Origin of the sequence: Acinetobacter sp. YH12236, assembly GCF_013417645.1 — a bacterium.
In the GTDB taxonomy this organism is placed as follows: domain Bacteria; phylum Pseudomonadota; class Gammaproteobacteria; order Pseudomonadales; family Moraxellaceae; genus Acinetobacter.
The window spans coordinates 1-25,232 of record NZ_VPDM01000024.1; the positions used below are offsets into that span (position 1 = coordinate 1).

17 protein-coding genes and 2 pseudogenes are annotated in these 25,232 nt (G+C 37.8%); 3 read left to right on the forward strand and 16 right to left on the reverse strand.

Translation table 11 applies throughout. From position 1 onward, the window contains the following. Positions 1-427: 427 nt before the first annotated feature. Both FTV14_RS11065 and FTV14_RS11070 read right to left on the reverse strand, forming a co-directional pair. Positions 428-1,587, reverse strand: a protein-coding gene (locus FTV14_RS11065; RefSeq protein ID WP_154320140.1) for an IS3 family transposase whose coding sequence is annotated in 2 segments (ribosomal slippage) — positions 428-1,353 and positions 1,353-1,587 — 1,161 coding nt in all. Because the reading frame shifts where the segments join, the coding sequence is not laid out codon by codon here. Between the two features lie 23 nt (positions 1,588-1,610). After that, positions 1,611-2,057, reverse strand: a complete 447-nt coding sequence (locus FTV14_RS11070; RefSeq protein ID WP_228291712.1) for a Wadjet anti-phage system protein JetD domain-containing protein — start codon at positions 2,055-2,057, stop codon at positions 1,611-1,613. Between the two features lie 31 nt (positions 2,058-2,088). On the opposite strand from FTV14_RS11070, the pseudogene FTV14_RS11075 reads away from it, so the two are divergent. After that, positions 2,089-2,397: pseudogene (locus tag FTV14_RS11075) on the forward strand (transposase); the annotation flags it as partial. A 49-nt stretch (positions 2,398-2,446) separates the two neighbouring features. Here the strand turns inward: FTV14_RS11075 and FTV14_RS11080 are convergent. From FTV14_RS11080 to FTV14_RS11120, 9 genes are all read right to left on the reverse strand, one after another. Further along, complete coding sequence (locus tag FTV14_RS11080) at positions 2,447-2,971, reverse strand: hypothetical protein (RefSeq protein ID WP_154320138.1); 525 nt, start codon at positions 2,969-2,971, stop codon at positions 2,447-2,449. A 494-nt stretch (positions 2,972-3,465) separates the two neighbouring features. Continuing rightward, positions 3,466-6,705 carry a type I restriction endonuclease subunit R gene (locus tag FTV14_RS11085; protein ID WP_218944576.1) on the reverse strand — a complete coding sequence of 1,080 codons (3,240 nt, stop codon included), beginning with the start codon at positions 6,703-6,705 and terminating at the stop codon, positions 3,466-3,468. 84 nt (positions 6,706-6,789) lie between these two features. Then, positions 6,790-7,254 carry a hypothetical protein gene (locus tag FTV14_RS11090; protein ID WP_257218586.1) on the reverse strand — a complete coding sequence of 155 codons (465 nt, stop codon included), beginning with the start codon at positions 7,252-7,254 and terminating at the stop codon, positions 6,790-6,792. Between the two features lie 40 nt (positions 7,255-7,294). Next, positions 7,295-7,828, reverse strand: coding sequence for a DUF2939 domain-containing protein (locus tag FTV14_RS11095; RefSeq protein WP_167846516.1), 534 nt, complete (start codon positions 7,826-7,828; stop codon positions 7,295-7,297). Between the two features lie 55 nt (positions 7,829-7,883). Beyond that, positions 7,884-8,999 carry a restriction endonuclease subunit S gene (locus FTV14_RS11100; RefSeq protein WP_104915058.1) on the reverse strand — a complete coding sequence of 372 codons (1,116 nt, stop codon included), beginning with the start codon at positions 8,997-8,999 and terminating at the stop codon, positions 7,884-7,886. Further along, on the reverse strand, positions 8,996-10,543 hold the full coding sequence (locus tag FTV14_RS11105) for a class I SAM-dependent DNA methyltransferase (protein ID WP_154320136.1): 1,548 nt from the start codon (positions 10,541-10,543) through the stop codon (positions 8,996-8,998). Before FTV14_RS11105 ends, FTV14_RS11100 begins: the two co-directional genes overlap by 4 nt. 227 nt (positions 10,544-10,770) lie before the next feature. After that, entirely contained in the window at positions 10,771-11,049 is a 279-nt protein-coding gene (locus FTV14_RS11110; protein WP_070153138.1) for a hypothetical protein, read from the reverse strand. A gap of 105 nt (positions 11,050-11,154) precedes the next feature. Beyond that, a complete protein-coding gene (locus FTV14_RS11115; protein WP_070153141.1) occupies positions 11,155-12,066 on the reverse strand; it encodes a ParB/RepB/Spo0J family partition protein in 912 nt (303 codons plus the stop codon). 13 nt (positions 12,067-12,079) lie between these two features. Next, positions 12,080-12,853 (reverse strand): ParA family protein, encoded by a 774-nt coding sequence (locus tag FTV14_RS11120; RefSeq protein WP_094069344.1) that lies wholly within the window; start codon positions 12,851-12,853, stop codon positions 12,080-12,082. An 856-nt stretch (positions 12,854-13,709) separates the two neighbouring features. On the opposite strand from FTV14_RS11120, the gene FTV14_RS11125 reads away from it, so the two are divergent. Then, positions 13,710-14,882 (forward strand): replication initiation protein, encoded by a 1,173-nt coding sequence (locus FTV14_RS11125; RefSeq protein ID WP_094069347.1) that lies wholly within the window; start codon positions 13,710-13,712, stop codon positions 14,880-14,882. 485 nt (positions 14,883-15,367) lie between these two features. Here FTV14_RS11125 and FTV14_RS11130 read toward each other — a convergent pair. The 5 genes and pseudogenes from FTV14_RS11130 to FTV14_RS11150 all read right to left on the reverse strand — a co-directional run. Continuing rightward, positions 15,368-16,479 (reverse strand): annotated as a pseudogene (locus tag FTV14_RS11130) (IS66 family transposase); the annotation flags it as partial. A gap of 61 nt (positions 16,480-16,540) precedes the next feature. Continuing rightward, a complete protein-coding gene (tnpA, locus tag FTV14_RS11135) occupies positions 16,541-16,858 on the reverse strand; it encodes an IS200/IS605 family transposase (RefSeq protein ID WP_257229519.1) in 318 nt (105 codons plus the stop codon). Positions 16,859-17,187: 329 nt separating this feature from the next. Continuing rightward, a complete protein-coding gene (locus FTV14_RS11140) occupies positions 17,188-20,376 on the reverse strand; it encodes a tyrosine-type recombinase/integrase (RefSeq protein WP_154320135.1) in 3,189 nt (1,062 codons plus the stop codon). Beyond that, positions 20,360-22,630: a hypothetical protein gene (locus FTV14_RS11145; protein ID WP_070153152.1), complete on the reverse strand. Its 2,271-nt coding sequence runs from the start codon at positions 22,628-22,630 to the stop codon at positions 20,360-20,362. The genes FTV14_RS11140 and FTV14_RS11145 overlap by 17 nt, the downstream gene beginning before the upstream one ends. After that, positions 22,617-23,321: a hypothetical protein gene (locus FTV14_RS11150; protein WP_094069346.1), complete on the reverse strand. Its 705-nt coding sequence runs from the start codon at positions 23,319-23,321 to the stop codon at positions 22,617-22,619. The genes FTV14_RS11145 and FTV14_RS11150 overlap by 14 nt, the downstream gene beginning before the upstream one ends. A 684-nt stretch (positions 23,322-24,005) precedes the next feature. Between FTV14_RS11150 and FTV14_RS11155 the strand changes: the two genes are divergently transcribed. Then, positions 24,006-25,229 carry an efflux RND transporter periplasmic adaptor subunit gene (locus FTV14_RS11155; RefSeq protein WP_004974297.1) on the forward strand — a complete coding sequence of 408 codons (1,224 nt, stop codon included), beginning with the start codon at positions 24,006-24,008 and terminating at the stop codon, positions 25,227-25,229. Positions 25,230-25,232: the final 3 nt, after the last annotated feature.

Consider the following 25,232-nt stretch of genomic DNA (forward strand, 5'->3'; position numbering starts at 1 on the left):
GCCGAGTCGTAAAGCTCAGAAAGCTAGCAATGAACAAAGAAATTTAAATCCTGTTCTTGACTCTTGCAGTTAAAAACAGGACATTTTAAATGGTTTATCGCATAGACATTTTAATTGGTGAATAACACACAAAAATCAAAAATGGGAGCCTTAAGCTCGCATTTTTATTGTATTTTTTTGAAAATTTCGTATAACGCCCATTATGTTAAATAGAATAGAATTTGAACGATAAAAAATTAACAGTCATACATTATCATTAACAAATAATAGGGGACATTTTTTATGGGTGATAAATTGAAAGAAATACCAGCACTTACTGGGTGTTTTATTGCGGGTACTCTAGTGCGTGTACAGAGGGATCTAAATTTACCACGGAGAATTTGGAAAAAAATCGAAGATATACAGGTAGGTGATCTAGTTTTTGATCCTAGACAGTATCGTGGACAACAAATCCCTCTAAATTCTTGAAATATTTCTGTTCAAAGGCTTCTGGGCTTAAACAGCCGTTTGCAGAATGTCTTCTGATTCGATTGTAATAAATCTCAATATAGTCAAACAAGACAGCATTCGCTTCTTTTCGAGTGGCAAATACACTGCCATGGACCACATGAACTTTCAATGTATGAAAGAAGCTTTCGGTCACTGCATTATCCCAGCAGTTTCCCCTGCGTGACATACTTTGAACGCAGTTATTCGTCAATAATAGCGCCCTAAAATCACGACTACAGTACTGTGAGCCTTGGTCCGAATGTACCATGACACCCATTGGATACCCCTGACGAGCCATTGCATAATGAAACGCATCACATACCAATTGACGGTCTATTCGATAGCTGGTTTGCCAACCGACAATACGACGGCTGAATAGATCCAGCATCACACATAAATACAGCCAACCTTGCTTAGTACGGATATAGGTAATATCTGTTGTCCAGATCTTATTGGGTTCATTGACCGTAAATTGACGATCTAACAAGTTAGGTGCTGTAGGCAAACGATGGTTTGAATCAGTCGTATGCTTGTATTTACGTGCAATCCTGCTACGTAAACCAAGCTTTTTAAGCATTCTTCCAACGGTTCGTTCGCTCATGCTGTAACCTAAATCATGCATGTCATGTACCAATGAAGGTGCACCCAATCGTGCATGATGCTGCCAATATACGGCTTTTAAATCATTATATTTCTGCGCTAGATTGGTCTGGCGCTTTCGCCAGGCATAATAGCCTGAAGTGCTGACACCCAGGCATTTACAGACAGAAGATACAGTGACTTCATTCACATCCAGATCTTGAATTACCGTGTACTTTTCTTGGCATGATCTGTCAGAAAGTACACATGCGCTTTTTTTAAGATGTCATTGACTTCCCTAAGCTGTTTGACTTCTTTCTCTAATTCCAATATCCGCTGTTGTTCTGGTGAAAGTTGACGTTTGCTTGAACCCACTGGATTGGCTTCACGAATCCATTTGTCTAAAGTTGAATAACCCACACCTAATTTCTGGGCGATTGCAGCTGTAGGCTCGTGTGAGTTTGAAAGTGCATAATCAATTGCTTGCTGTTTAAATTTGGGATTAAAACGTTTGGCCATTTCTTGGATCTCCAAAGTTAACGTTACGTTATCTTTAGAGGGAAGTACTGTCCATTATTTTGGCTAGGATCAACATGATGAAATAGCTCTCTTAAAATCAAAGGTTCAGCTTGATCAAATGCAATATCCCTAGTCTGAACGATCTGCTTCAAGAATTTATTCACATTGTTGTCGATATGAGTGACTGTGATCTCCTGCCAGATACTAGGCACAATCAGGGCTAAAGGACGTATTTTATAAAAATGAGAGGCAATATTAATCCCATACGGATCAAGATCACCATAAAATGCCAACAAGCAGTTATCCGATACTTGTTCTAATAATTTAACTACTGTTTTAATGTTGGCCCCATGCCCACGATAGACAAACAGGCTCGACTGCCACTCAAGAGGCAACTGCATATACCAATCAAATACCCTATTCATCATGGCACCATTTTCAATAATAATGATGCGCTGTATCGATTGTATGTCATCCCTGGATGAATTTGGTCAAAAGTGAGACGATAAATATCCTCAAATCAGTAAATCATGGCTTGCCAACTGGTCGAATCTCAACACGTTCTTTGCCTATCCAATGGACATTCGCAAGGCGATTTATACCACCAATGCAATTGAATCCTTGAACAGTGTCATTCGCCATGCCACCAAGAAAAGAAAAATCTTCCCAACCGATGAATCTGTGAAAAAAGTGGTATATTTAGCGATTATGGCAGCAAGCAAAAAATGGACGATGCCCATTCAGAATTGGAAAGCTGCCATGAATCGTTTTAGTATCATGTTTGATGAACGTGTAACCAAGTATTTTTAAAACCACATTTACACAGAATTATTTACACCCTCATTAAATAGTGTAATTATCAGTAGATACCAAATTTACAATCTTCAATGGCTTGCATTTTTTTAGTAGTTGACTCAGCCAACGTTTTACGTTGCTCTTGAATTGCAGGGTCACGAGTAAAAATAGGTAGTTCTTTAACTTTAGTCCGATATTCTGTTTCAATTTCATGACACACTTTAATATTTTCTATTGTTTTATTGACAAAATTTTCATCTACTTTTTTGTACTGATTTTTAGAAATACGTAATGTTTGACCATCATCAGATAAATGTAAGGGCATAGCAGCTAAACCATTATTAACCGCTAAAGTATCATCTTTTTTTTCCAATACGAGAGAACTTCCCTCTTTACCATTCACCACATTACTACGAGCAACCACATTTTCTTTAAGAATATAACTATCTTTACCCTCTTTAAAAATTTGCATAATGCGCTTTCCTTGCACATTTTCTAATTGCCAGTAGCCAACCATTTTGTCATGTTTATTACCACAAGCTGATAAAAAAACCGTCGACATTGATAATAAGATTACTAACTTTTTCATAAGTAAACCTCTGAAAATAATAAAGATTCTTCTAAGCACAACTTTTTATAACTATCACTAGTCGTTTTTAGGTTAAACTGAAATATATCAAAAAATAAATAAAATACATACATTTATTTTTAATTGAATTATTTCAAGTGGAAACTACACCCCAAATTTGCTAAATAGGTTTTCCAGCGTTTCAGTTATACAATGTTTTATGAGATCTGGACTAAATTCAACAGCATCATGAAAAGTTAGAACAACAAAATATCCGAAACTATTCCCAAAAGATGTCAAACAGGAAGCCCATTTGAAACTTTACTTAATGGAAAACGAATTTGGGCTGATAAGAATTTAGCCCAAATTTAACCTGACAGGCACAATAAAAAACGGGGAACTGTCAGATCAGTTTTGAGCTAGTATAAGTGAAGGGTTGTCCTTGTTAGCAGCAGTGTAAAAATGCCCCCTTGGTTATGGTTAATATAGCGGTCTTTTTGAACACTATCTGTACCCTATTCTTTTGAACTGGAAAGCTCTTCAGCCAACTGCTCAGCCTGTTCCAATACAGTTTCTGTAGCCAATAAAGCCATATCAGGTGGATAGCCATACTTCTTCAGCAATCTCTTCACGATGACTCTTAACTTTGCTCTAGCAGCTTCCTTGATCGTCCAATCCAAAGTCACATTCTTACGAATAGAATCAGTGAGTACGACTGCAAGTTCTCTCAATATGTCTTTCTGCATCAATTCTCGAGCACTGTCATTGTCTGCTACTGCTGAGTAGAACGCATATTCGTATTCAGTCAGGTTGAGTTCTTCAGCCAGTTTGTCTGACTCCTGAATTGTCTTAGCTAACTTGATCAGTTCATCAATGACTTCTGCTGCAGTAAGTACCTTGTTCTGATAACCCTTAATTGCTGAACTCAACATATCCATGAGCTTCTTACCTTGGGTGACACTGCGTTGCTCTCGTACCTTAATCTCATCACCAAGTAACTTCTTAAGTGTTTCAAGCGCAATGTTCTTATGCTTATAGTCTTTCATCTCCTGCATAAACTCATCAGAGAGAATCGAGATATCTGGTTTCTGAATCCCTGCAGCATCGAAGATATCTACCACTTGCTCTGTGACTAGAGCTTGGTCAATGGTTTGCTTTACCTTGGCTTCAAGCTCAGCATTACTTAAGCCAGAAATCTTGCCTGTACCATCACTAAACTTAGCAAGACGTGCTTTGACTGCTTGGAAGAATGCCACCACTGGTGCAGCTTCCATAGCATGTGGATGAGGTACAGCTAATGCGAATGCCTGTGACATCGCTGTGACTGCTGTCAGGAAGCGAGTCTTCCCTTCTCCTTGATCTACACCAAGGATATGCTCTTCCGCTTCTAAAATGATGTTGAGCTTACGAGAAGTATCTGCAGTGAAGTACTCTTGGTAGTTGAAGCCATGCAAAATGCCATCAAGCACTTCTAGCTTTTCTTGCAGGATCGTTGCAGCTTCATCCTGCACCAATGCAGGATCACCTTTACCACCTGCTTCTGAGTAAAACGATAAGGCTTCTTTCAAGTCAGATGCGATACCAAGATAGTCCACAACCAAGCCACCAGCCTTGTCTTTGTAGACACGGTTGACTCGTGCAATCGCTTGCATGAGGTTGTGACCTTTCATTGGTTTGTCGATGTAAAGGGTGTGCATACTTGGGGCATCGAAACCAGTCAGCCACATATCACGAACAATAACGAGTTTGAGCTTATCATCATTGTCTTTCATACGATCTGCTAAGCGTTGGCGCTGTTGCTTGGTAGTGTGATGTTTAGCAATCACCTCACCATCTGAAGCTGAGGCAGTCATCACAACTTTGATTACACCATCATTCAGATCATCACTGTGCCACTCTGGTTTGATCTTTACAATCTCGTTGTAAAGGTCTACAGCGATCCTGCGAGACATGCTGACGATCATGCCTTTGCCTTGGTTTGCATTGGCTTTAAGACGCTGCTCAAAGTGTTCTACGATGTCCTTTGCAATGGCTTTGATACGTTCTTTACTGCCGATCAAACCTTCGACTCTTGCCCACTTCGCACGTTCTTTTTGAGTTTGGTTTAAGTCATCTTCAGTAAACTGGTCATCAAAGTCTTCAATCAGCTCTTTGCCTTCCTCACTGATGGCAATCTTAGCTAGGCGGCTTTCATAGAAGATACGAACAGTTGCACCATCCTCCACTGCTTGCGAGATGTCATAGATATCTACATAGTTCCCGAAGACTGCAGGTGTGTTTACATCCGTCTTCTCAATTGGTGTTCCTGTGAAACCAAGGTAAGTAGCATTAGGAAGTGCATCACGCATGTACTTGGCAAAACCATAGACAGTACGTTTACCGACAACCTTGCCATCTTCATCTTTGACATCGACTTCCTTGGCATTAAAGCCATACTGAGAACGATGTGCTTCATCTGCAATCACGACAATGTTGGTTCGGTCTGACAGTTGCTCGTAGACGCTAGTGCCATCATCCGGTTGGAACTTTTGGATGGTGGTGAAGATCACGCCACCTGAACCCACCTTGAGTAACTCTTTGAGTTCTTCTCGGCTGTCTGCTTGTCGTGGTGTTTGTCTAAGGAGTTGGCTTGATGCAGCGAATGTACCAAAGAGCTGATCATCTAGATCATTACGATCTGTGATCACAACGACTGTTGGATTATCCAAAGCCAAGACAATCTTGCCTGTGTAGAAAACCATAGACAAAGACTTACCTGAGCCTTGGGTATGCCATACCACACCGGCTTTCTTGTCACCGACTGCTTGTTGCTGTACCAATTCGAGCTTACTTCTACCTTGATGTTGCATGGCAACTTCTGCTGATTTCGAGTCCGAGTTCACTGCAGACGCACGAATAGTCGAGAGGACTGCTGCATTCACTGCATAGTACTGATGATATGCAGCCATCTTCTTGATGGTCTTAATGGTGATTAAGCCATTGGTATCCTCGTGCTTCGTTGATTCATAGACAATGAAGTGTCGAATCATGTCGAGTAGTGTGACTGGATTCAGTAAACCATGAATCAGGACTTCTAGCTGTGCTTGTGTCTTCTTGGCTTTGGTTTGACCATTGTTTGTCTTCCACGCCATGTAGCGACTGTAGTCTGCTGAGACAGTACCTGCTTTCGCCTCTAAACCATCAGAGATGACGTTGAAAGCATTGTAGGTAAACAAGCTAGGGATTTGGCTTTGATAGGTCTGTATTTGCTTGTATGCGCCTTCTACAGTGGCATTCTCGTCTGTTGCATTCTTGAGTTCAATGACCACCAAGGGTAAGCCATTCACATACAAGATAATGTCTGGTCGTCTTGTCCAGCGATCTTCTTTGATGGTTACTTGATTGACGACAAGGAATTCGTTATTGGTTGGATTCTCAAAGTCAATCAACCAAGCATACTCACCTTGAGTGTTACCCTCTTTGCTCACCTCAATGTTAATGCCCTCAGTGAGCAGTCGGTGGAATGCTTGGTTATTACTGAGTAGATCAGGGGATTGAATATTGGTGACTTGCTTTAGTGCTTCAGTACATTTGTCTTGGCTTAAATGAGGATTTAAGCGTTGTAATGCATCAAGCACTTTGTCTTCCAAGATGACCTGCTTATAGCTTCGTAGAGGGTTAGTGCCCTTCGATTCAATCTCAGGTCCATACACATAGGTATAGCCCAATCCCTCTAGTTGCTCTATCGCCATCAGCTCAATGTCTGATTCGGTCATCTTAGTCACTTGATTATTTCCCCCTAAACTTATCCATATAACCTGGACTCATTAATTTTTTATATGATGTAAAGCTAAGAAACCTTATTCATCGTCCTGCACGTTATAGCCATACTTCTGCACAGCATTCTCAATAGCGCCCTCAAACTTATGGCAAACATATAGATAGAGTTCAGCATCTACCATCAGTACTCCAGGAACACCTAAACCATCATTGAGTGGAATCAGAGTCTTTTGTGAACCAATCTGAACTGTTGGTCGTTGGTATGAGCAATTCACAGTGACTTTATGTGGCGATCTATTCCAGTCAATTTTCTTGGCTTCCCACTCACGACTACCGCCCAGCAAGGTGACTTGAATCTTGGATTCAGTCGCTGTCTTATTCAGTTGTTTGTAAGAGACAAACTTGGCGACTGAACAAGGAGAGTGATAACAGGTTTCTATGACTTTACCTTTTTGTATGCCGCTATGATTGAATTTAGCCGGTGCTGCTTGAACGGTTGCAGCAAAGCTAACTACAGCAATCAAGCCAAATCCCATTTGAATCATGCGCTTTATCATTCTGTTTTTCCTCTTTGTTCTCTTTTACTTAATCCATCGGCACAGCGATCTTATTCACTTTCCAACTCAAACCATCACGAACCATTTTGACAGTGACGGCTTTGGAATCATTTGGATGTTGGATCACAACCTCAAAGTCACTGAATGAGGTATAGCGAGTTTTGTACTCTGCTTGATCTTCTTCTTTGGTTTCTGTTGTTGATGCTCCCTGTGATGAATGTGCTGCATCTTTAAGGTCTTTGCCTTGCATCATCATGGTCATCCCTTCAGGTGTGACAAAACCATCAATCATCTTGTCTACCATGGTAGATGCAAGCATGGCACCTAGTGCTGCGAAACCATCATCTTTATGGGTTGCCATCTCTTTCATCATCATGGCATTCATTTGATCTTTGAAGCTCTGACGCACACTTGGATAGTCGATGTACTTGGACACCTTTTCGCTATCACCTACTTGTGCAGCATTCTTGATGTTATTGATGGCAATGTATGGCGAAGCATACAAGTAGCCACAGATCACTACGACTAAGGCAATGATTGCCCCTATAATTTTTTTATTCAATTCAGCCCCCTGAATGTAAAAAAGGTGAAGCCATCAAATGACTTCACCTCAAATGTTATGCAACTTCTTCTGTTTGGTATTGGACTCTGACTTCGCCGCTCATCAGCTTAGGAAGCAAGGTATCTCGTAGTTGTTCAAGTGTTTGGATTTGCTTCTTGTTAGATGAAACCTTTTGCATCGAAGGAGTAATCAACAGCGAATACTCTTCAAGGTAGTCTAAACTTGGAGTCTTAAAAGAGATATTTAACATATCTTCTGGCTTAACCCTTTGATGACTGCCACTGGTTCCCGAAGCACTCATTGCTAATTCATCAATAACATCTCTTGAATTGAATAAGCTATACAAGAACATTAAATGAGATCCTACTTTAGGCTTCAAATTCTGAAACTCTGTTGAACATACATAATTATCTTTGACATCAGTTAATAACCATATACGAGGCACTCTTGGATTCAGCTTTGAGACTAAAATTGAGTTCTCACATACTCTGTACTTATTACTCAGAATTTCCGCACCCAATTCAATAGTAGGCTTTTCTCCTGAATCAAAAGCAGGCAAACTAAAATGATAGTATGTCTTAAGAGGATCTTTTGATGGGTTCACATTGTCTTTGATATGAGTAGCTATATCACTTACTAGTAAATCATCCCAATCCTCTTTCGCTTCCTCAATAAACCATTGACGAAACAGTGTTTCAGCCATGGCTTCCAAAGTCTTGTTCTGACAGTGCAGTAAGTCGATCTTGTCATCTAATGATGAAAGGATTGAGGCTATGGCTTTTTGTTCAGGGAGAGACGGAAAGCATATCTCTTCTTGATGAACATCATTACGGTTAACTCCAGGCACCGCACTTTTGTCACTAAATTTTTCCCAATCCAATGTTTGCAAAAAGTAGTAGATGAACTTTTTGTCATTCCCCTTAAAGTCGTTTACATAAAGAGATGTGTTTAATGGCCAAAATGGTACATCACTGAAAAAAACTGAACCAATGGTTCCATATCGGCCCGTCACAACACCTGATTCATTTACTTTGGCTTCATTATGAAAATCAGCAAAACCTGAAGAAGCAATGATGGGAACACTACCAGAAACACGAGATTGCTTTGGTAAGTCATAACCACGTTTTAGGGTAAAGAAGCTATCTAATCGCCCAACCTGCCACTCACTCATACAACCACCTTTGCTAAGTTCTCAGCAATGGCTTGGTTTAGCTTGGCTTCCTCAGCAAGCTGTGCTTCAAACTCTGCCTTTAAGCTTGTAAAGCGTACCTTGAAGTCGAACTCATCTTCATCATCAGCTAAACCAACATAACGACCTGGCGTCAGTACATAATCAAGCTCAGCGACTTTCTCAAGTGGTACAGATGCACAGAAGCCTGCAACATCCTCATACTCACCACCCTTGTTACGCCAATTGTGGTAAGTGTCTGTGATGAGCTTAATATCTTCATCAGACAAGACTTTGGTTCTGCGGTTAATCAGATGACCTAGGTTACGAGCATCAATGAACAGAATCTCATTGCTACGATCTTGGTATTGGCTTGAGTTAACACGGTCACGACGCATAAACCATAAAGCAGCAGGAATCTGTGTGTTCAGGAACAGCTTGGCAGGTAGGTTCACAATACAGTCGATGACATTGGCTTCTGAAACCAAGGCTTTACGAATCTCACCTTCACCACTGGTCTTAGAGGTTAATGCACCTTTAGCAAGCACAACGCCTGCCTGACCTTTAGGACTCATGTGATACAAGAAGTGTTGCATCCATGCGAAGTTCGCATTGCCTGCAGGTGGTGTACCTAGAGACCAACGAGCATCACCCACTAACTGCTCACCGCTCCAATCAGAGACGTTGAATGGTGGATTAGCAATGATGTAATCCGCTTTCAGGTCTTTGTGTGCATCATTCAGGAATGAACCCTCAGAGTTCCATTTCACATGCTCTGAGTTAATGCCACGAATGGCTAAGTTCATCTTGGCCAAACGCCAAGTTGTCTGGTTACTTTCTTGACCATAGATGGAGATGTCGTCCACTAAACCCTGATGCGATTCTACGAATTTCTCAGACTGTACGAACATACCACCTGAACCACAGCAAGGATCGAATACACGTCCTTTGTATGGCTCTAGCATTTCAACCAATAAGCTCACGATGGATTTAGGCGTGTAGAACTGCCCACCTTGCTTACCTTCAGCTAAAGCGAACTCACCTAGGAAGTACTCGAATACGTGTCCTAAAACGTCGGCAGAGCGATCTTTTGCATCACCTAGGGCAATGTTACCAATGAGGTCTATCAGCTCACCTAGGCTCGTAGGATCGAGATTTTGACGTGCATAGACTTTAGGTAGTACACCTTTGAGCTGAGGGTTCTCATTCTCAATGGCTTCCATTGCATCGTCTACAATCTTACCAATGGTGACTTGCTTTGCTTGGTTTAACAGGTATGACCAACGTGCGATCTCAGGAACGAAGAAGACGTTGTATGCAGTGTATTCATCACGATCTTCAGGATCAGCTCCTGCAAACTCTCCCTCACCTTCAACCAATAGGTTGTAGTGAGCTTCAAATGAGTCAGAGATGTACTTGAGGAAGATCAAACCAAGGACTACATGCTTGTACTCAGCAGCATCAATGTTCTTACGAAGTTTGTCTGCAGCTTTCCAAAGAATGACCTCAATGGGTTCTTGTTTGGTTTGCTTTGGAGTACGTGCCATGGAATTGTCCTGCAATGAATAGGTTATCTAGTTTTAGTTAAACCAATAGTACCCAATAATACGCTCGTGTGTAAGTATTGATACGTCATTTCTTGTCGTACAATTTAAGTATTAAAAAAGTGTAGCAAGTTGCTACACTTTTCAGACTAATCACAAACCCCACTTTAGCGATCGTTAAAGTGGGGGTATTTTCTAAACTTCTATCGCTTATTCATAGTGATTTATTTTTAAGCGTATTGATGGCTAAAAAATACAATAAAAATTAACTTCGATAAGTGCAAGGCGATTTTCTTCAAGTTTTGTGCTGTAACTGACAGTAAACATTGCTGCGTTACTTGCATAACAGAGACCCTGTAATTATTTTGCAACGGCAAAATTCGTTCAACAGTCTCCTTATCGGGACAATATAGATGCGCGACACGTTCATGAATGATATTGAGATCAATCGCTTTGTCTATTTTACGTATAAGATAATTTTTAGGAATAAACTCTTCTAGCGTAACCATATCAATTTCAGTTTGGGTGGTATAATTTTTCGCATGTGATAATTATAAAAAATTCTCACGTAAGTGTGAGAGTTTTATGAGCAAACTGAAAAGTGTAGCAAGTTGCTACACTTTTTCACTTTTCTGAATAAGCTGTTTTAAAAAATCTTCTAGTTGTAAAAGACTAGCTTCATCAATTTCTGAAATTTTAAGAGAGATATTGAGCTGTTTTTGATTCAGTTTGATATTTCCAGCAACCTTACCATCATATTCGATTTTTCTTACCACTGATGTCGTGGTTACTTTTTCTGGATCTTGACTCAATAGTTTTTCAGCATAAGAAGTAACTTTGCTTTGCTCCAGTTTTTTTTCTTTTAATTTCTCCCAAGCACCGAGTAAAGCTGTTTCCGCCTCCGAAAGTTGCTCTATATGATCCGATAAAAATTTCTTGAACGCTGTTGCAGCAGTACGACCGACTAGACCTGGCTCCAAATCCAGGTCATTCAACATTGCTTTAGGCAGCTTTTCATACGATAGATATTTGTACATATCTTCGCGATTTAAACCCAATGAATTAGCTAAACGTTGCTTGTTCTTCTTCAACTTTTCATCAAGTGAGTTCAAACCAATAAAAATTTCATAATCTGTCAGATCTTGACGCTTTAAATTTTCAGCTAGGGTTAACAAAGATGCTTCTTCATCATTAGCATCAATGATAATGGCTTCAATCACCGACTTGCCGAGTAATTGATGCGCCCGTAAGCGTCGCTCGCCTGCAATCAGTTCATATTTCAGATTATCAAGTTTACGCACTGTAATGGGCTGCAAAAGGCCGATTTCATTAATAGAATCCGCCAGTTCTTTTAATTGAGAATCTTCAAATACTTTACGCGGTTGGTTGGGACTGCGACTGATATCCTCAATAGGAACATTACGTCTAAATTCTTTTAGCTCTTTAATATTGTCTTTCTGTGCTTGCTGATGTTTTTCTGTATTTTGTTTCAATTTTTGAGCTAAAAGCTCTTTAGTGCTTGCCATAATACTCTCAGGTTTAAACTTTCGCTACAATTTCATAAGCAAGGCTTTCAAAAGCCTTACGTACTTTTGAATTTTTTTCTACTTTCAAAAGTGGCTGTTGCAGAATTGCTGCTTGATTAACTTTAGTACTTTGAGGAATGGTAGTTTGTAAAATTTTTCCAACCTGTTTTAAAGCTTCATCCCGAATCAATTTACAAACATTCTGACGTTCATCATGTTTAATCAGTAAAGCGCCTAAAAGCTCTAAATCTGGATTAATACGTTTTATCTTTTCAAGATGGTTTAAAAGATCTGTTACCCCATACAGTCCATATTGTGATCCAGATTCGATAGGGATAATGACATGTGTTGATGATGCTAAGGCATTACTGGTTAATAGTTTAAGACTAGGTGGGCAATCAATTAATATGAAGTCGTAAAGATCTTTTAACAGTTCTAGCTTGATGCTTAATTCTTCTGAAGGACGAGGAGCTTCTTCTTTAAGCTGGTCTTCAGTTTTTCCTAAATTTAATGAGCCATAAATTAATGATACTTTTTCAAAGTTTGTTTCTTCTTGTAATGCATCAGCTAATAATGAAATATCACCAACGAGTAATTCTGCTGAAGTAACAACAATTTCGCTTGGATGTTGGATCCCAATGTGTAAACTTGCGTTTGCTTGAGGATCTAAATCAATGACTAAAACTTTATTGCCAAGATTTGCAAGTTCAGAGGCTAGATGTACAACGGTCGTTGTTTTGCCACATCCACCTTTGTGGTTAGCAACCGTAATAATTTTTGCAGACATACGTGTCAGATGCTTCCGTATTTGAATGTTTAACAATATAAATAACTTTCACTCATCATACTATAGTTTTTAAATTTATAAATCTTATTTATTTAGGTGTAAAACAACTTAAAAAACTAATTTTTAAATAAGCTAGCTTAATTAATAATTAGTATAATTATTTATTTAGCTAATTAATAATTAAGACTGTTTTTTTGCTATATAAAACAAATGCTTATAAGTTTAAAAGTGGAGGGCTTGTCACCGTAAAGTGGAAGGTTTGTCACTCAAAGGTGGAAGGTCTGTCACTCAAAGGTGGAAGGTCTGTCACTCAAAGGTGGAAGGTCTGTCACCGTAAAGTGGAAAGTTTGTCACAAGAGTGGAAGGTTTGTCACTACTATTTTTAAAAAGGTTATATTTTTTAAAAAACTCTTGCAAAAATAAATACTTAATTTGTTGATAAAGTTGGCTAAACAATCTTTAAGGGTGGAAGGTTTGTCACTATGTGTTAGCACCCTGTGGATAAATTTTTTTTATTGGATATTTCCTGATGATTATCTATTCATTTATACCTTTCAAATCTAATGAAAGGTGGAAGCCTTGTCACATCTAGGTTTCTATCTGACATAGCATACCTAAATTTGGAAGAAATAAGTGAAAATGGGTATTTTGAACTGTTAGTTTAGAGCTAAAGGTGGAAGGTCTGTCACTATATGGTGGAAATAATATATTTCATTCCACTTTAAGGACAATAAATCGTCAAAAATGCATATTTCTGATGACAAGCCTTCCACTCTTAGATTCTTGTGGTGAAAGTCTTGAAAGTTTTTCCACTTTTGTATATAAAAATAGAATTAAATATATAAATATCACGGTTATGACAGAATCAGAATCATTGCAAGAAGAATTGAATCATATTCCTTACTGTATAGGCAATATTCGTCATAATGGCGTTGTTAGCACTAGTAACCGCTTAATTCGCCCAATTGAGTTATCAGCCAATGAATATAAGGCGCTCCTATATGCAATGGCTGTTGCAAATTATAGTGAGAAAAATAGGGTAAATGGTGAAATCACAGAACAAACCTATATTTATCTGTATAAGGATGATTTGGCAGATTTACTAGGATTGAATAAACGCAATTCGATTAATGTTGCAATAGACCGGATTTATAAAGAACTTTCATCTAGGGTGGCTCATTTTATTATTGAGGAACCTACTGATGATGGTAAGAGAAAGACTAAAAAAGTACATTCTGTCGTTCCTATTATCCGTGAGTTAAGATGGGAAGATGATTCTAAAAATGCCATTCAGATTCGTTTTACCAGTGAGGTGTTACCGTATTTCACGCAGTTGGCTGGGGGGAATTTCACCACCTATCAATTGAAACATCTGTTTGCCTTGGATTCTGTTGCTAGTATGAGTCTTTATACGTATTTCATTAAAAATGAATTCAAGTACGCAAGCCAAAAGAGTTATGAAGTCCCAATGCTTTTAGAAAACTTGAAAGCTCTGATTGATATTAATGAAACTAAATATGATCGCTGGGTAGATTTTAGACGCTATGTATTAGATAAAATAGTTGCAGAAATTAACGAAAATACAGATCTACAACTAGAGTATGAAACCATAAAAAAAGGGCGCCCAATTGTGGGGGTGAATTTTAAACTGCATCAGCGTATTACTGATAAAACACTAAATGAAACTGCTGTAATTGAAAAAATTTATCTTGATGTTCCATTTGAAGAGAATGCATTAGTAAAAGAATTGGGGGCAAAATTCGATACGAATGTACGTTCCTGGTACATTTTTAATAATGATGAAAAGTATTCGCAGTTCAAGAAGTGGTTTAAAAAAATTGGTTGTCTCACTGACTCTCAAGCAAATATTGTTATTAATGACACTTTATTCCAAATGGATTTTGCTGAAGTTGGTATGAGCTTGAATGACTTTAAACGTAATATGAAGCATAAACTAAAAAATAATCCGGAATTTGTACAAAGTATTCGTGATAGGCTGAATGATATTTTTGGTAAAGAGCTTGTCTAAGGAAAAGTGTAGCAACTTGCTACACATTTTTTAATGTATCACTGAAGAATTCAAGTACTAAGAAAATTGGATACAAAATATCTGTGTGTATAGCTGAATGAAAAATAGTTAAAAGAATAGATATTATTTTTAGATTTTACACTTTTGTTGTTCCTCATATATTTTTGCAGAAAAAAGTTTTTCAGTGCTCAAAAAATGGTGTGGTTAAGATAGGGAGATCAACCAAGTTTTAAGTATATAGAGTAATTTAGATAAAAAATTACTAAATATTTTTATAGCCTTTGTATAAAGCAGCGGATCATGAAAACTATTAAAATAGCCTAAGCTTATTAGCTTTGTTGTAAAAATTTACTCTGAGATGCTTCTTAAGCTAGATATTTGATGCTGTTGCGTCTAGCCACAAATGATAAGCTAAAGACCGTTTTAGCTAAAGATGATGACGATCAACTTGGCGATACCATTGATTTGTAAGTATCCTCTAAACTCTATGCCAATCTTTTAATTTGGATCACTTTGTATGTCGGCAACTTTTGCAGTACACCATTTAAATAGGCATACAGATCTAGACCATTCAACTTTGCTGACTGGATCAATGTCATGATGTTAGCAACTCGCTGACCACTGCGCAGTGATCCAACATACAACCAGTTCTTACGACTTAAAGCCCAAGGGTGCATTTGGTTCTCCACCAAATCATTGTAAATAGATAGATTACCATCATCTGAATAGCGGCTTAAGGCTTGCCAGCGCTTTAGAGTGTAATTGATTGCCTTAGCGGTGGTAGAACTTGATGGCACCATCAGATGATGTTGGTTGAGCAATTCATATAGTTGTTGCATCACTGGTTGACTATGCCGTTGCCGGTATTCGCAGCGTTGTTGCGCTGTACCGTCGGTCTTGTGCCTTAACTCTGCTTCTATCGCATACAATTTCTGAATCAGCACCAGTGCCTGTTCAGCAATCTGACTTTTCCCAGTGATATGCAGTTCATGGAATTTACGACATGCATGTGCCATGCAACCTACTTCAATGATCTGACCTGATTTGAAATGTGCTTTATAACCACTGTAATCATCACAGACCAGATGTCCCTGCCAGCCATTCAGGAATTCTTCTGCATGCAGACCTGAACGGTTTCTTGAAAGTCATAGATCACCCCCTTGCTGCAGCACCACCTGTTTTAAGGCATTGACCAGAGGTTCAAGTGTCTACACCACAGCGACCAATCCAATCTGACAGGGTGGATCTAGATAGATCTACACCTGCGCGCAGAAAGATCTGTCGCTGACGATACAGCGGTAAGTGATCAGCATATTTGGATACCAGCACATGGCTAAGTAACTCAAGTGTCGCAATACATTTATCGATCACATAGGCAGGCATCGTTTGCTGAGTCAGGGTGTCACATTGATCACAAACCCATTTACCACGCACATGCTGTTCTTTATAGAACTGCGCTGGTCTGAAATTCAATTTTTCACTGATATTCGCCGATACGACGCAGTGTGCACCCACAGATGTATTGCGTTGATGCAGATTCATGCTCAATACGTACGGTTGCTAAATGATCTGGGAGTAGTCGACGTTTATGTTTATTTATCCAATGAGCCGTAAAACACCCTCATTTATGGAGGTGATATAAGGCTCGATTTTTAATTCTAATGAGGTGATTGTTGTTGCTCGATGTATTGTTTAATAATTTCTAATGGCGCACCACCGCAACTTGAAGCAAAGTAACTTGGCGACCATAAAGAATCACCCCAAAGTTTGTTTTTAATTTCAGGAAAGTCTTTTCTAAGGTGGCGACTAGATAGACCTTTTAAGCTATTCACTAAATTTGAAATAGCAACTTTTGGTGGGTAATTAATTAATAAATGAACATGATCATCCTCCCCATTAAATTCAATCAATACAGCATCAAAATCCAAAGCCCGATATTGGCAATAGTCACCAACATAATATACATTAAATTGTATAAATTGCTGTGTATATAAGTACAATGAAATAAACAACTTACGTTTTCAAATATTTTTTATTGGAATTAATTTTTATTAAGATCGTTTAATTGTGGTCACATAAGTTTTTAAAAATTTACCAAATTATCACCAACATAATTTTGTGATGATTAATTAGGTAAACCGAATGGTAAAAAATCAGGTTGATGGAATTATATATGGCCAGCCTAGGCTTTTATCAGCATTAATTAACTGTATAACCCCCAAAAAAAATTAAAACAGACACTCACCATTAAAACTTAGGTGTAGCACGAGAGTTAAGCAGTATCCGTTACGATGATTTATTGAAGTCATTTTATTTCTAACTGCAATTGAGCAGGCCTACCAATGCAAGCCAGATGTAAACAAAATTTAAAAGCCGGTAGTGCTTTGCCTTGTTTTAAGGAATATAGCTGTAAGCGTGCATTATTTTCTTTTGTTGTTGGGTAACCTTCTAGTTTCTGATTTGCCTTGGCAAGTTTGAGTAGATTCGGCGTAATTTCTTTGTTTAAAAAATTAACCATATCTATTCCAAGTAAATGCCACATGTTGGCAGGAAACAGATCTTTGGCCGCATAGTAGAATTTTTCCAGATTCTGAATATTTTTCCGCGTTGAATGTAAACCTGTATGTGAAGCAGTTACGTGATTAATAAAGAATTCTAAGACATACCTAATATTTTCAGGTGACTTTTGATAGCAGGCTTGTAGATAGTTAAAAAAATGTGTGACCAATAAAAGGTCCTCATTAGTATCAATCATTGACGGTTTGATGTATTGCAGTTCGGTTATATGAAAAAGTCTTGGATTGTTTTTTCTAGATTTAAGTTGTTTGAGTTGGATTGCATTGTCATACCAATACTTGATGAGCTCATGAGATAGGCAAAGTTCTTGTGCTACGCGCTCCGTATCATATTTGTATAACTCTAATAAGCAGAGTGCCTTATAAAATAGATCAAGATCGATTTTAGATTCTGGAGTCGCGACAAAATAGTCAAAAATACAATGTTCTTGCGTTTGATTTACCTCTAATTCTGCATGTAGTGTGTGAGCATTGCTCGCTATCCATTTTTCTTGATTGTTTAGAAGGAGTTTACAGAGCGTTGTAGCATGCATTTCAAAATTGAATTCAGACTGATCATTGAGCGATTTTAGAAAATGTAACTCTTGTGTTGAATTGCTTATCCCCAGCATTTTCTTAACCAAACCATTGCTTAGTAATGGGCGATATTTGGAAAATTGATAACCTGCAATAAAGTAAGCTACATGAATATAACTTTTAAAGGTCTCGATGGGTTCGAGATGCCCCAAAAGATGTGCGATGATAATCCAATGATTTTGATCAATTGAATTACGTAATAACTCAGCCCTGAGCTGATTATATTCAACTTCCGTATAGTCTGTGAGGCTATCAGACAAAAAATGATAATCACATTTAAAAATTAATGCTAAATGATTTGCTGCAGAATGTCTAAATGAATGAAATGTATAGTGATGTTGCTTGAATAACTGATCCATAAAATTTTTAAAGGGTGCAGTCAGCATGTGCTGGCTGAGTTTCTTATTCTCATTGAACTGACTGAATAAATAATCATTCGGTTTTTTTGTTAACCGCTGTTTGACAACATATTGATGAAATTGTTGATACTCAGATGCTTTGAGTAAGCAATACACGGGCACGCTACGTTGCGCGCTGTCAGTCTTTAATCTGTGTTCATTGCCTATTTTTTCTGACCCATATGGCTTGACCAATAATGATATTCTGTTTAATCCTTCAGTATCTTTGATACGTAAACCAATCATTTCATTAATTCGCATCCCAGTTCTGTAAGCAAGCGTATAAATAAGACTAAGATTTTCATAGTCATGTTGAGAGATGATATTTTGTAGATGTGCTTGTTGAAGTTTTTTGATTAACAGTTGAAATGTGACTGGGCTGATAATACGTGTGCGTGGTCTGGTTTGTTGATCCAGCGTCTCTAAAGTGAATGCTGGGGCATCGAATAGTTGTTCTTGAAATTGATGAAAACGTTTGAGTGTTTTTACAATTTGAGCAGCCGATTTTTTAACAGTATCTTCGAGCAGACTTTCAGCAATACAGTTATTTTGATAAATCTGTGCATATATTTTTTGCAGGCGTGTTTCTTCATCGTCCTCAGAAAATTGATATTGTAAAGAATAGATTAGCCAAGGCTCACCAATTCGAGTGTAGTATGTGTAAATTGAGCTTTTGGCTAACTGGCTATTGTTGGAAATGATTTTAGCAAAAATTGTAGCGCAAAAATCAAATCTCTGAGCTAGCAGATCTATATCTTCTTGAGGTGGTTTAAAGAGACTAATTAACCACAGGGTGATTCGTTTACTGTATTCATTAAAGAGTTTTGCATTCTCCATACAATAATCGATCATGAGTTGATAGATTGGGGCATCTGTTTGGCGAAGACGAATAATTTTTAATAAGTCTTTATGAATTTTTAGTACATCTTTTAGTGCATCTTGCTCATGATGCAAATAAACAGTTTGTGGAGGTAAATTCTTAGACTGATGAATGACTTCAGTAGTGAGCTCATGCTTATATTTAAATTTTGGTTGCACAAAACGCTCAAACTCTTGTTCGGGTAAACCACAACTGAGTAAATTCCCGATGAGGCATTCAGAGAGCGCCGGATCTATATCTACGTTGGGAAGCTGTAACCAGTTGTAGCGAGCATGCTGAAGTAAATGCGATAAGCTATTTTTTTTAAACTTTTTCTTTATTTTTCGAAAGATATACTCAAGATAGCCCTCTACGGGAAGATGAACATGTCGAATATCTCTCAGATTAAAATGTATTAGCCACAGACGTGTGACGGGGTCTGGAATAAAATTTCTAGATTTTCGAACAGTATATTCATCAATAAAAATATCGCCATAATGATTAGAATGGGATTCTAAAAAAAGAATATTAAGGTCTTTATAATGGCGTACTTTTACTGGATTTCTGAGGTGTTCAAGCAAGGCATTAAGTTCAGCTTTTTCATTTAAGCCACCAAATAGAATGGCAGACAATATAATATTGCCCACGATTTCCTCATTTGAGAATGAGTCACAGCTTTCAGCCAATTCCCAATAATTATAAAGCTGTTGTACGAGGTCATTTATTTCATGACCATCGGCATTCCAGCTCATGGTCACGATAGGCTTATCTCTTTTAATATCTAAAACAGCATGAGGCAGCTCTAAATCCAAGCGATGCTGAGCATTTAACTCTTTGATGTAATCTTCAAAAAAATCATATGCAAACTTGATCCACTTTTTACTCGTAGAGTTTTTCTTGATGTGGCTATAAACCTCGCCGTAATCACCTAGCAAATGTGGATTCTGATCAAACTGCTGTTCTGAAAAATATTTGCGGAGTGAAGCATGAACTTCATTTTGAATTTTTTGTTCATTTAATTGTCGAGTAAGTTCTCGTTTCTTTTCGGCAAACAGTTGATCTGCTTTTTTAAGCGATGAGGACATTTAAATTCACTCCAATAATTTCAAAATATTCCTGCATTTCATTTAAATGTGTTGCGAGCGCGCGATATTGGTTCAGAGACAAACTAGAAAATGGATGTGCGGCTTCCTGTTGGAAGGCTTCATGTCCAAAAAGTGCAAGTATTAAAGGCTCGGGGATTTGTTTGTTGGTGAGAAAGGCACGTGTTGTATGGCGGTGCCAGTTGGGATGTGCTAACCCAACTTCAGGATGAAAGTCACGCACATTGGAAGGTGTAAGCGGAGTGAGTGTGCCATTTTGTAAAAGATTTAACAGAGGCTGTTCATTATTAAATATGGCATCAATTTGGGCTGAGATTTCGCGGTTAATCGCCATGTAATGTTGTTGGATATGTTCGAGGAAACGAAGATATTTCTTTAATTCACCGATGAGAAATGCACAAAGTGGAATCAAGCGTCCAAAGCCACGTCTACCACCGACCTCTTTGTCAGACAGCATAATTGTCTGTTGCTGAAAACTTATATTATTCAAAAAACCTGGAAAGTCCCGAACAGGTCGTGCAGCGGTAAACAAAAGTAGGATATGCCACATCCAAATGCTATAAGCATTAAAACTTTCTACCCAGTCGTTATCTGAAGTCGTATAAATTTTGGTGTAAAGATAGAAAAGGATGTCCTTTATGACATTTTTACTTGGTGCTTTTTGGCTACCAAAGCAGATGGACTGATCACTATAGACAATATCACCGTAGTCATTTTCAGCGAGCTGTGTACATAGTTCAGATAAAACTTTGACATAATTTTTTTGTAATTTATTTACATTGTAATGGCAGTAAGAGCTTGAAGAAGAGTGACTTGCATCTACACCAGTGATGATGTCAGCAAGTTGCCTATTGCCTGTTTTTTGCAAAATAACATGATGCAGTAATGAGCTAGTTTTTGATAAGTTCAGCTGAGGAATTTTGACTTCATCTTTTATTATTCTAATTTTTTTCTTTAGCTCATCTTCAGTGATGATTGGTTCTGCTTTGATACGATCAATAAAGTGATTTGGGATAGGGATATCTAAATGAACGGTGTTATTGATCAGTGACTCCGGATATTCAAACGTTGCATCTTCAAAAATGCTGAATTTGGTTGAGAGATAGTATTGGTCACTTTGCAATTTAATGACTTGGCGATGATTTAATCTTTTTACACGCCTTTTTTGAAAATTTAACCAGTCTTTAAAGCCAACGCCTGTGATTAAGCAAAGTAATACAACGAGCACGCTTTTATCATTATGTTTTTTATCATCATGATACAGGTATGTAATTAGGTCAGAAATAGTATAAACACTTGGGAGTAAACAACTTGCAGTGAGCAAATGATCTTGTCGTTGCATATGTTTTGGAATTAACGAAAGTGCCATACGTTGGGCATTTTTAGAATGTCTGGCAAGTGGTGTAATCTGATCTGCTTGAACAATAACAGAGGGGTCTTCTTGCTCGTCAAGGGCTTGCTCATTAGCTAAACCTCTATTACTTTTTTTAGTCTCAATGATTTCGTTAATAGTTCCATCGGTATCCCATGTACGATATTGCAGTTTACTATCTACACTTGATTTGGCAATTTTTGGACGGCTTTTTAGTACATAATTGAATGCAATACGTAATTCATCACAGAAATTTTTCTGAAAATCATTTAGTTCTTGATCTGCTTCAGGTTGAAGAGCAGACTCTACAAATTGCTCTAATGATAGAAATAAAGCAGGGAATTTAAGAGTTAAGAATGCTTGATAATCTAATGCGTGAGCATCTTTTTTTTTTGCAAAAAAAGACTTGTTTGCAACGCGGAAACGCTGAAATAAGCGCTTAATCGTATTGAGATGCTCTGTATGTTGTTTTTCAAATAAATCTGGTTTGATCTGCGGCAATGCTAATAAATATAGTGCTGCTTTAAGGACGAGCACATTCCAGGTGAGTAGTTCCGTGTGCGCATGATAAATGCTGGCAATACTGTTGATGTAATACGTGATTGGGGAATCACCAATTTTAGATTTTCTAGACGCTTGGAGAGTAGCGGGAATGCGAGGTGGTGAACTTGTAGAAATATCAGATTCAATCTCACTGAGAACAAGCCCCTTAAGATAATCTGAGCAGTCATGGTAAACCAATAGATCTGCGATAAAGTTAATATGTGCATGAAGACACAAATCCTCTGCATTAAAAAGCTTTTTTAATAAGTCTGATAATAAAATTTTGGGTTGAGGAAGGGGCTTAGTTTCACTTTCGTGCATATGAACAATTCCAAAAATCTGTTGGATTTGGTGAAAAATCATTTTGATTTAAATAATGATCGACGACTTTTGATTGCTTGCTGACTTCGTCAAGTAGATGCTGGCGACGTGCATGGATTTTTCTGTTTCTATTGTGGAGTTGTGTATGGCTAAAATTGAGTAACTTACCAAGCCCCTCAAGACTGAGCGTTTTATGTGCTTTGAATGAATGTAAGCGATTAAAGTCGAGTAAAACTTCAGTCGAAATATATCGGTTGATCGCTTGCTGAAGATGCTGCGGATTTAAATTGTGTATATCAAAAGTATTTGCTTGCAAAAAACTTAAGAATTCAAAGCTTGCATAGTGTTTGAGTTGTTGTTGTAAGTTGGCATCAGGTGGGAACGTATATACATGTAATTCCTGAGGTGAAGGCGGAAGCTTCATGTGATGCAGGTACAAATCAAAATTATCAGCGATCCAGAAATTGGATATTCCTGCTATAGACCAAACATTGAGTTTGTTTGATGCTAAACGAAAATGAGAAGTTAATCGTAGAGCTCGAAAGGCCATGTGATAGCAGTGATGAATGCCAGCAAAATCTGGATGAGTGTTTAATGCGAGTTTAGAAAGATCTCGCTTGAAGATAATTTTGGGGTTATCAAAATTAAATGAACATTCAGAAGTTACTTGTTTACGCGTTCCACGGCACATATTTAGATTATTAAAATATAACTATGATACATTTCTACTATTTAACTGTTTACTTTTCAAGTAATCTAACGGTATTTATTGTGTAAGTGTAGAAAAGTAGACACAATTTATAGTTTTGGTGTGCATAATTTAATTTGGTTCTATTTTTATTAGTAATATTTTTAAGCTATTACCGAGGTTGGGATTGATTGATTGTATGGCTGTGATTCCTGCTACAAAGTAGTAAAAGTTAGATCATAAAAATACCCCAACCTTGGCAAGGTCACCGAGATTTATTCCATTAAATGACCTTAATTATAAGTATATGATTTGATTACTGGTATATAGTTTTTGGTGGAGTAAAATTTTGATCAATTTAGATCATTTAATGTGGTTTTGGTCACTTCATTTTAGACATTTTAGTTTATAAAAGTCACCTATGTTTTGATGCTGATTTTCGTGAGAAATAATAACAATATATAGTTTAATATAATGATTATTAATAATTTATAAATCGACTACAACATGTAGTAGCGAAGATGCTCAAAATGCACTTACTACGTAACATCAGTTAAATAAAAGTCTCCCACAAACCCAATACGGTTCACTTGGGCCTATGCAGTCTGAAATAGGTTTATAAACTTAATCTGATCTTAAGAACTTAATCTTAGCTTTGTAGAGAAAATCTCTTGAAGGATGAAACGAGTGGATCAGCGAGTAGATGTACTAAATTTTAAAAAACTATTATATCTAATGAGCGTCTTGATCTTGATTAGCCTTGGGCTATGGTGGGGAAGTAAGCTGCTCTCGAATAAAAATATAGAGGCTAAAGTAGAGAGACAGGTTTCAGAGGCTGAGAGGAGTCCTGAAGTCTCAGAGCAACAAATCTTAATTTCTTCAAAACAAATTGAGCAAGTTGGGATCAAATTACACACATTAGGTGCTTCTTCTACTAACATACAAAAACAAATTATTTTACAAGGGCAAGTACAGTGGTCACCAGAAAGCAAAGTTGTACTGACTAGTCCTGTTTCAGGAATGGTGCAGCAAGTTTTGGTACAACCCTTGGCAGAAGTTACCCGGAATCATCATGTACTTGCTGTACATAGTCCAGATTTAATTCAGATTCAAAATGAAATATTGCAGCTTCGTGCTCAACAACAATTAGCCCAGCAAAATTTAACACGTGAACGTAGCTTATATGCTGAAGGCATTATTGCCGAGAAGCGTGTGCAAGAGGCACAGAATCAAGTACAGCGTCTTAATATTAACTTAGGTGCAAAACAGCGAATGCTGCAATTTATGGGAGGAGGGCAGGTAAATAGTCTAAATTCCATTGTCTATGTTAAAAGCCCAACAAGTGGTTATATAGAAAACTTACAGGTTTCTACAGGTCAGTATGTTGAGGCTGGTACAGTATTAGGTCAACTTGTAAACGCTGATTCACCGTTACAATTGTTATTACAAGCTAATTTAGCTGACAGTAAATATGTGCATATTGGGGATGTTGTTCAGGTTGAAGGTTGTGATATTACAGGGCATATACAAAATATCGCTCCAGCACTTGTAGGGAATACACAAACTCAAAATATCATCGTACAAATGGATACCAAACATAATTGTTTGCGGGTGCAACAATTTGTCAAAGTTCATGTTCAAAGTAAGCAGCCAACAGTAATTGCAGCATGGCCAGTACCAAGTACTGCCATAACCTCACAAGATGGTAAACACATTATTTTTGTTAAAAATCAGAAGGGGTTTGAAGCTGTAACGGTTGAAGTTCTATCAGCTGATCAGCAGCAAAGTTATATTACAGCTGAAAAATTAAAACCCAAAATGCAACTTGCTATCAGTGGTGTAGAGCGTCTCAAGGCGGTGTGGTCTGGCTTTGGTGCAGAGCAAGCACCTATTAGCACTACAGAACGTTGAGGT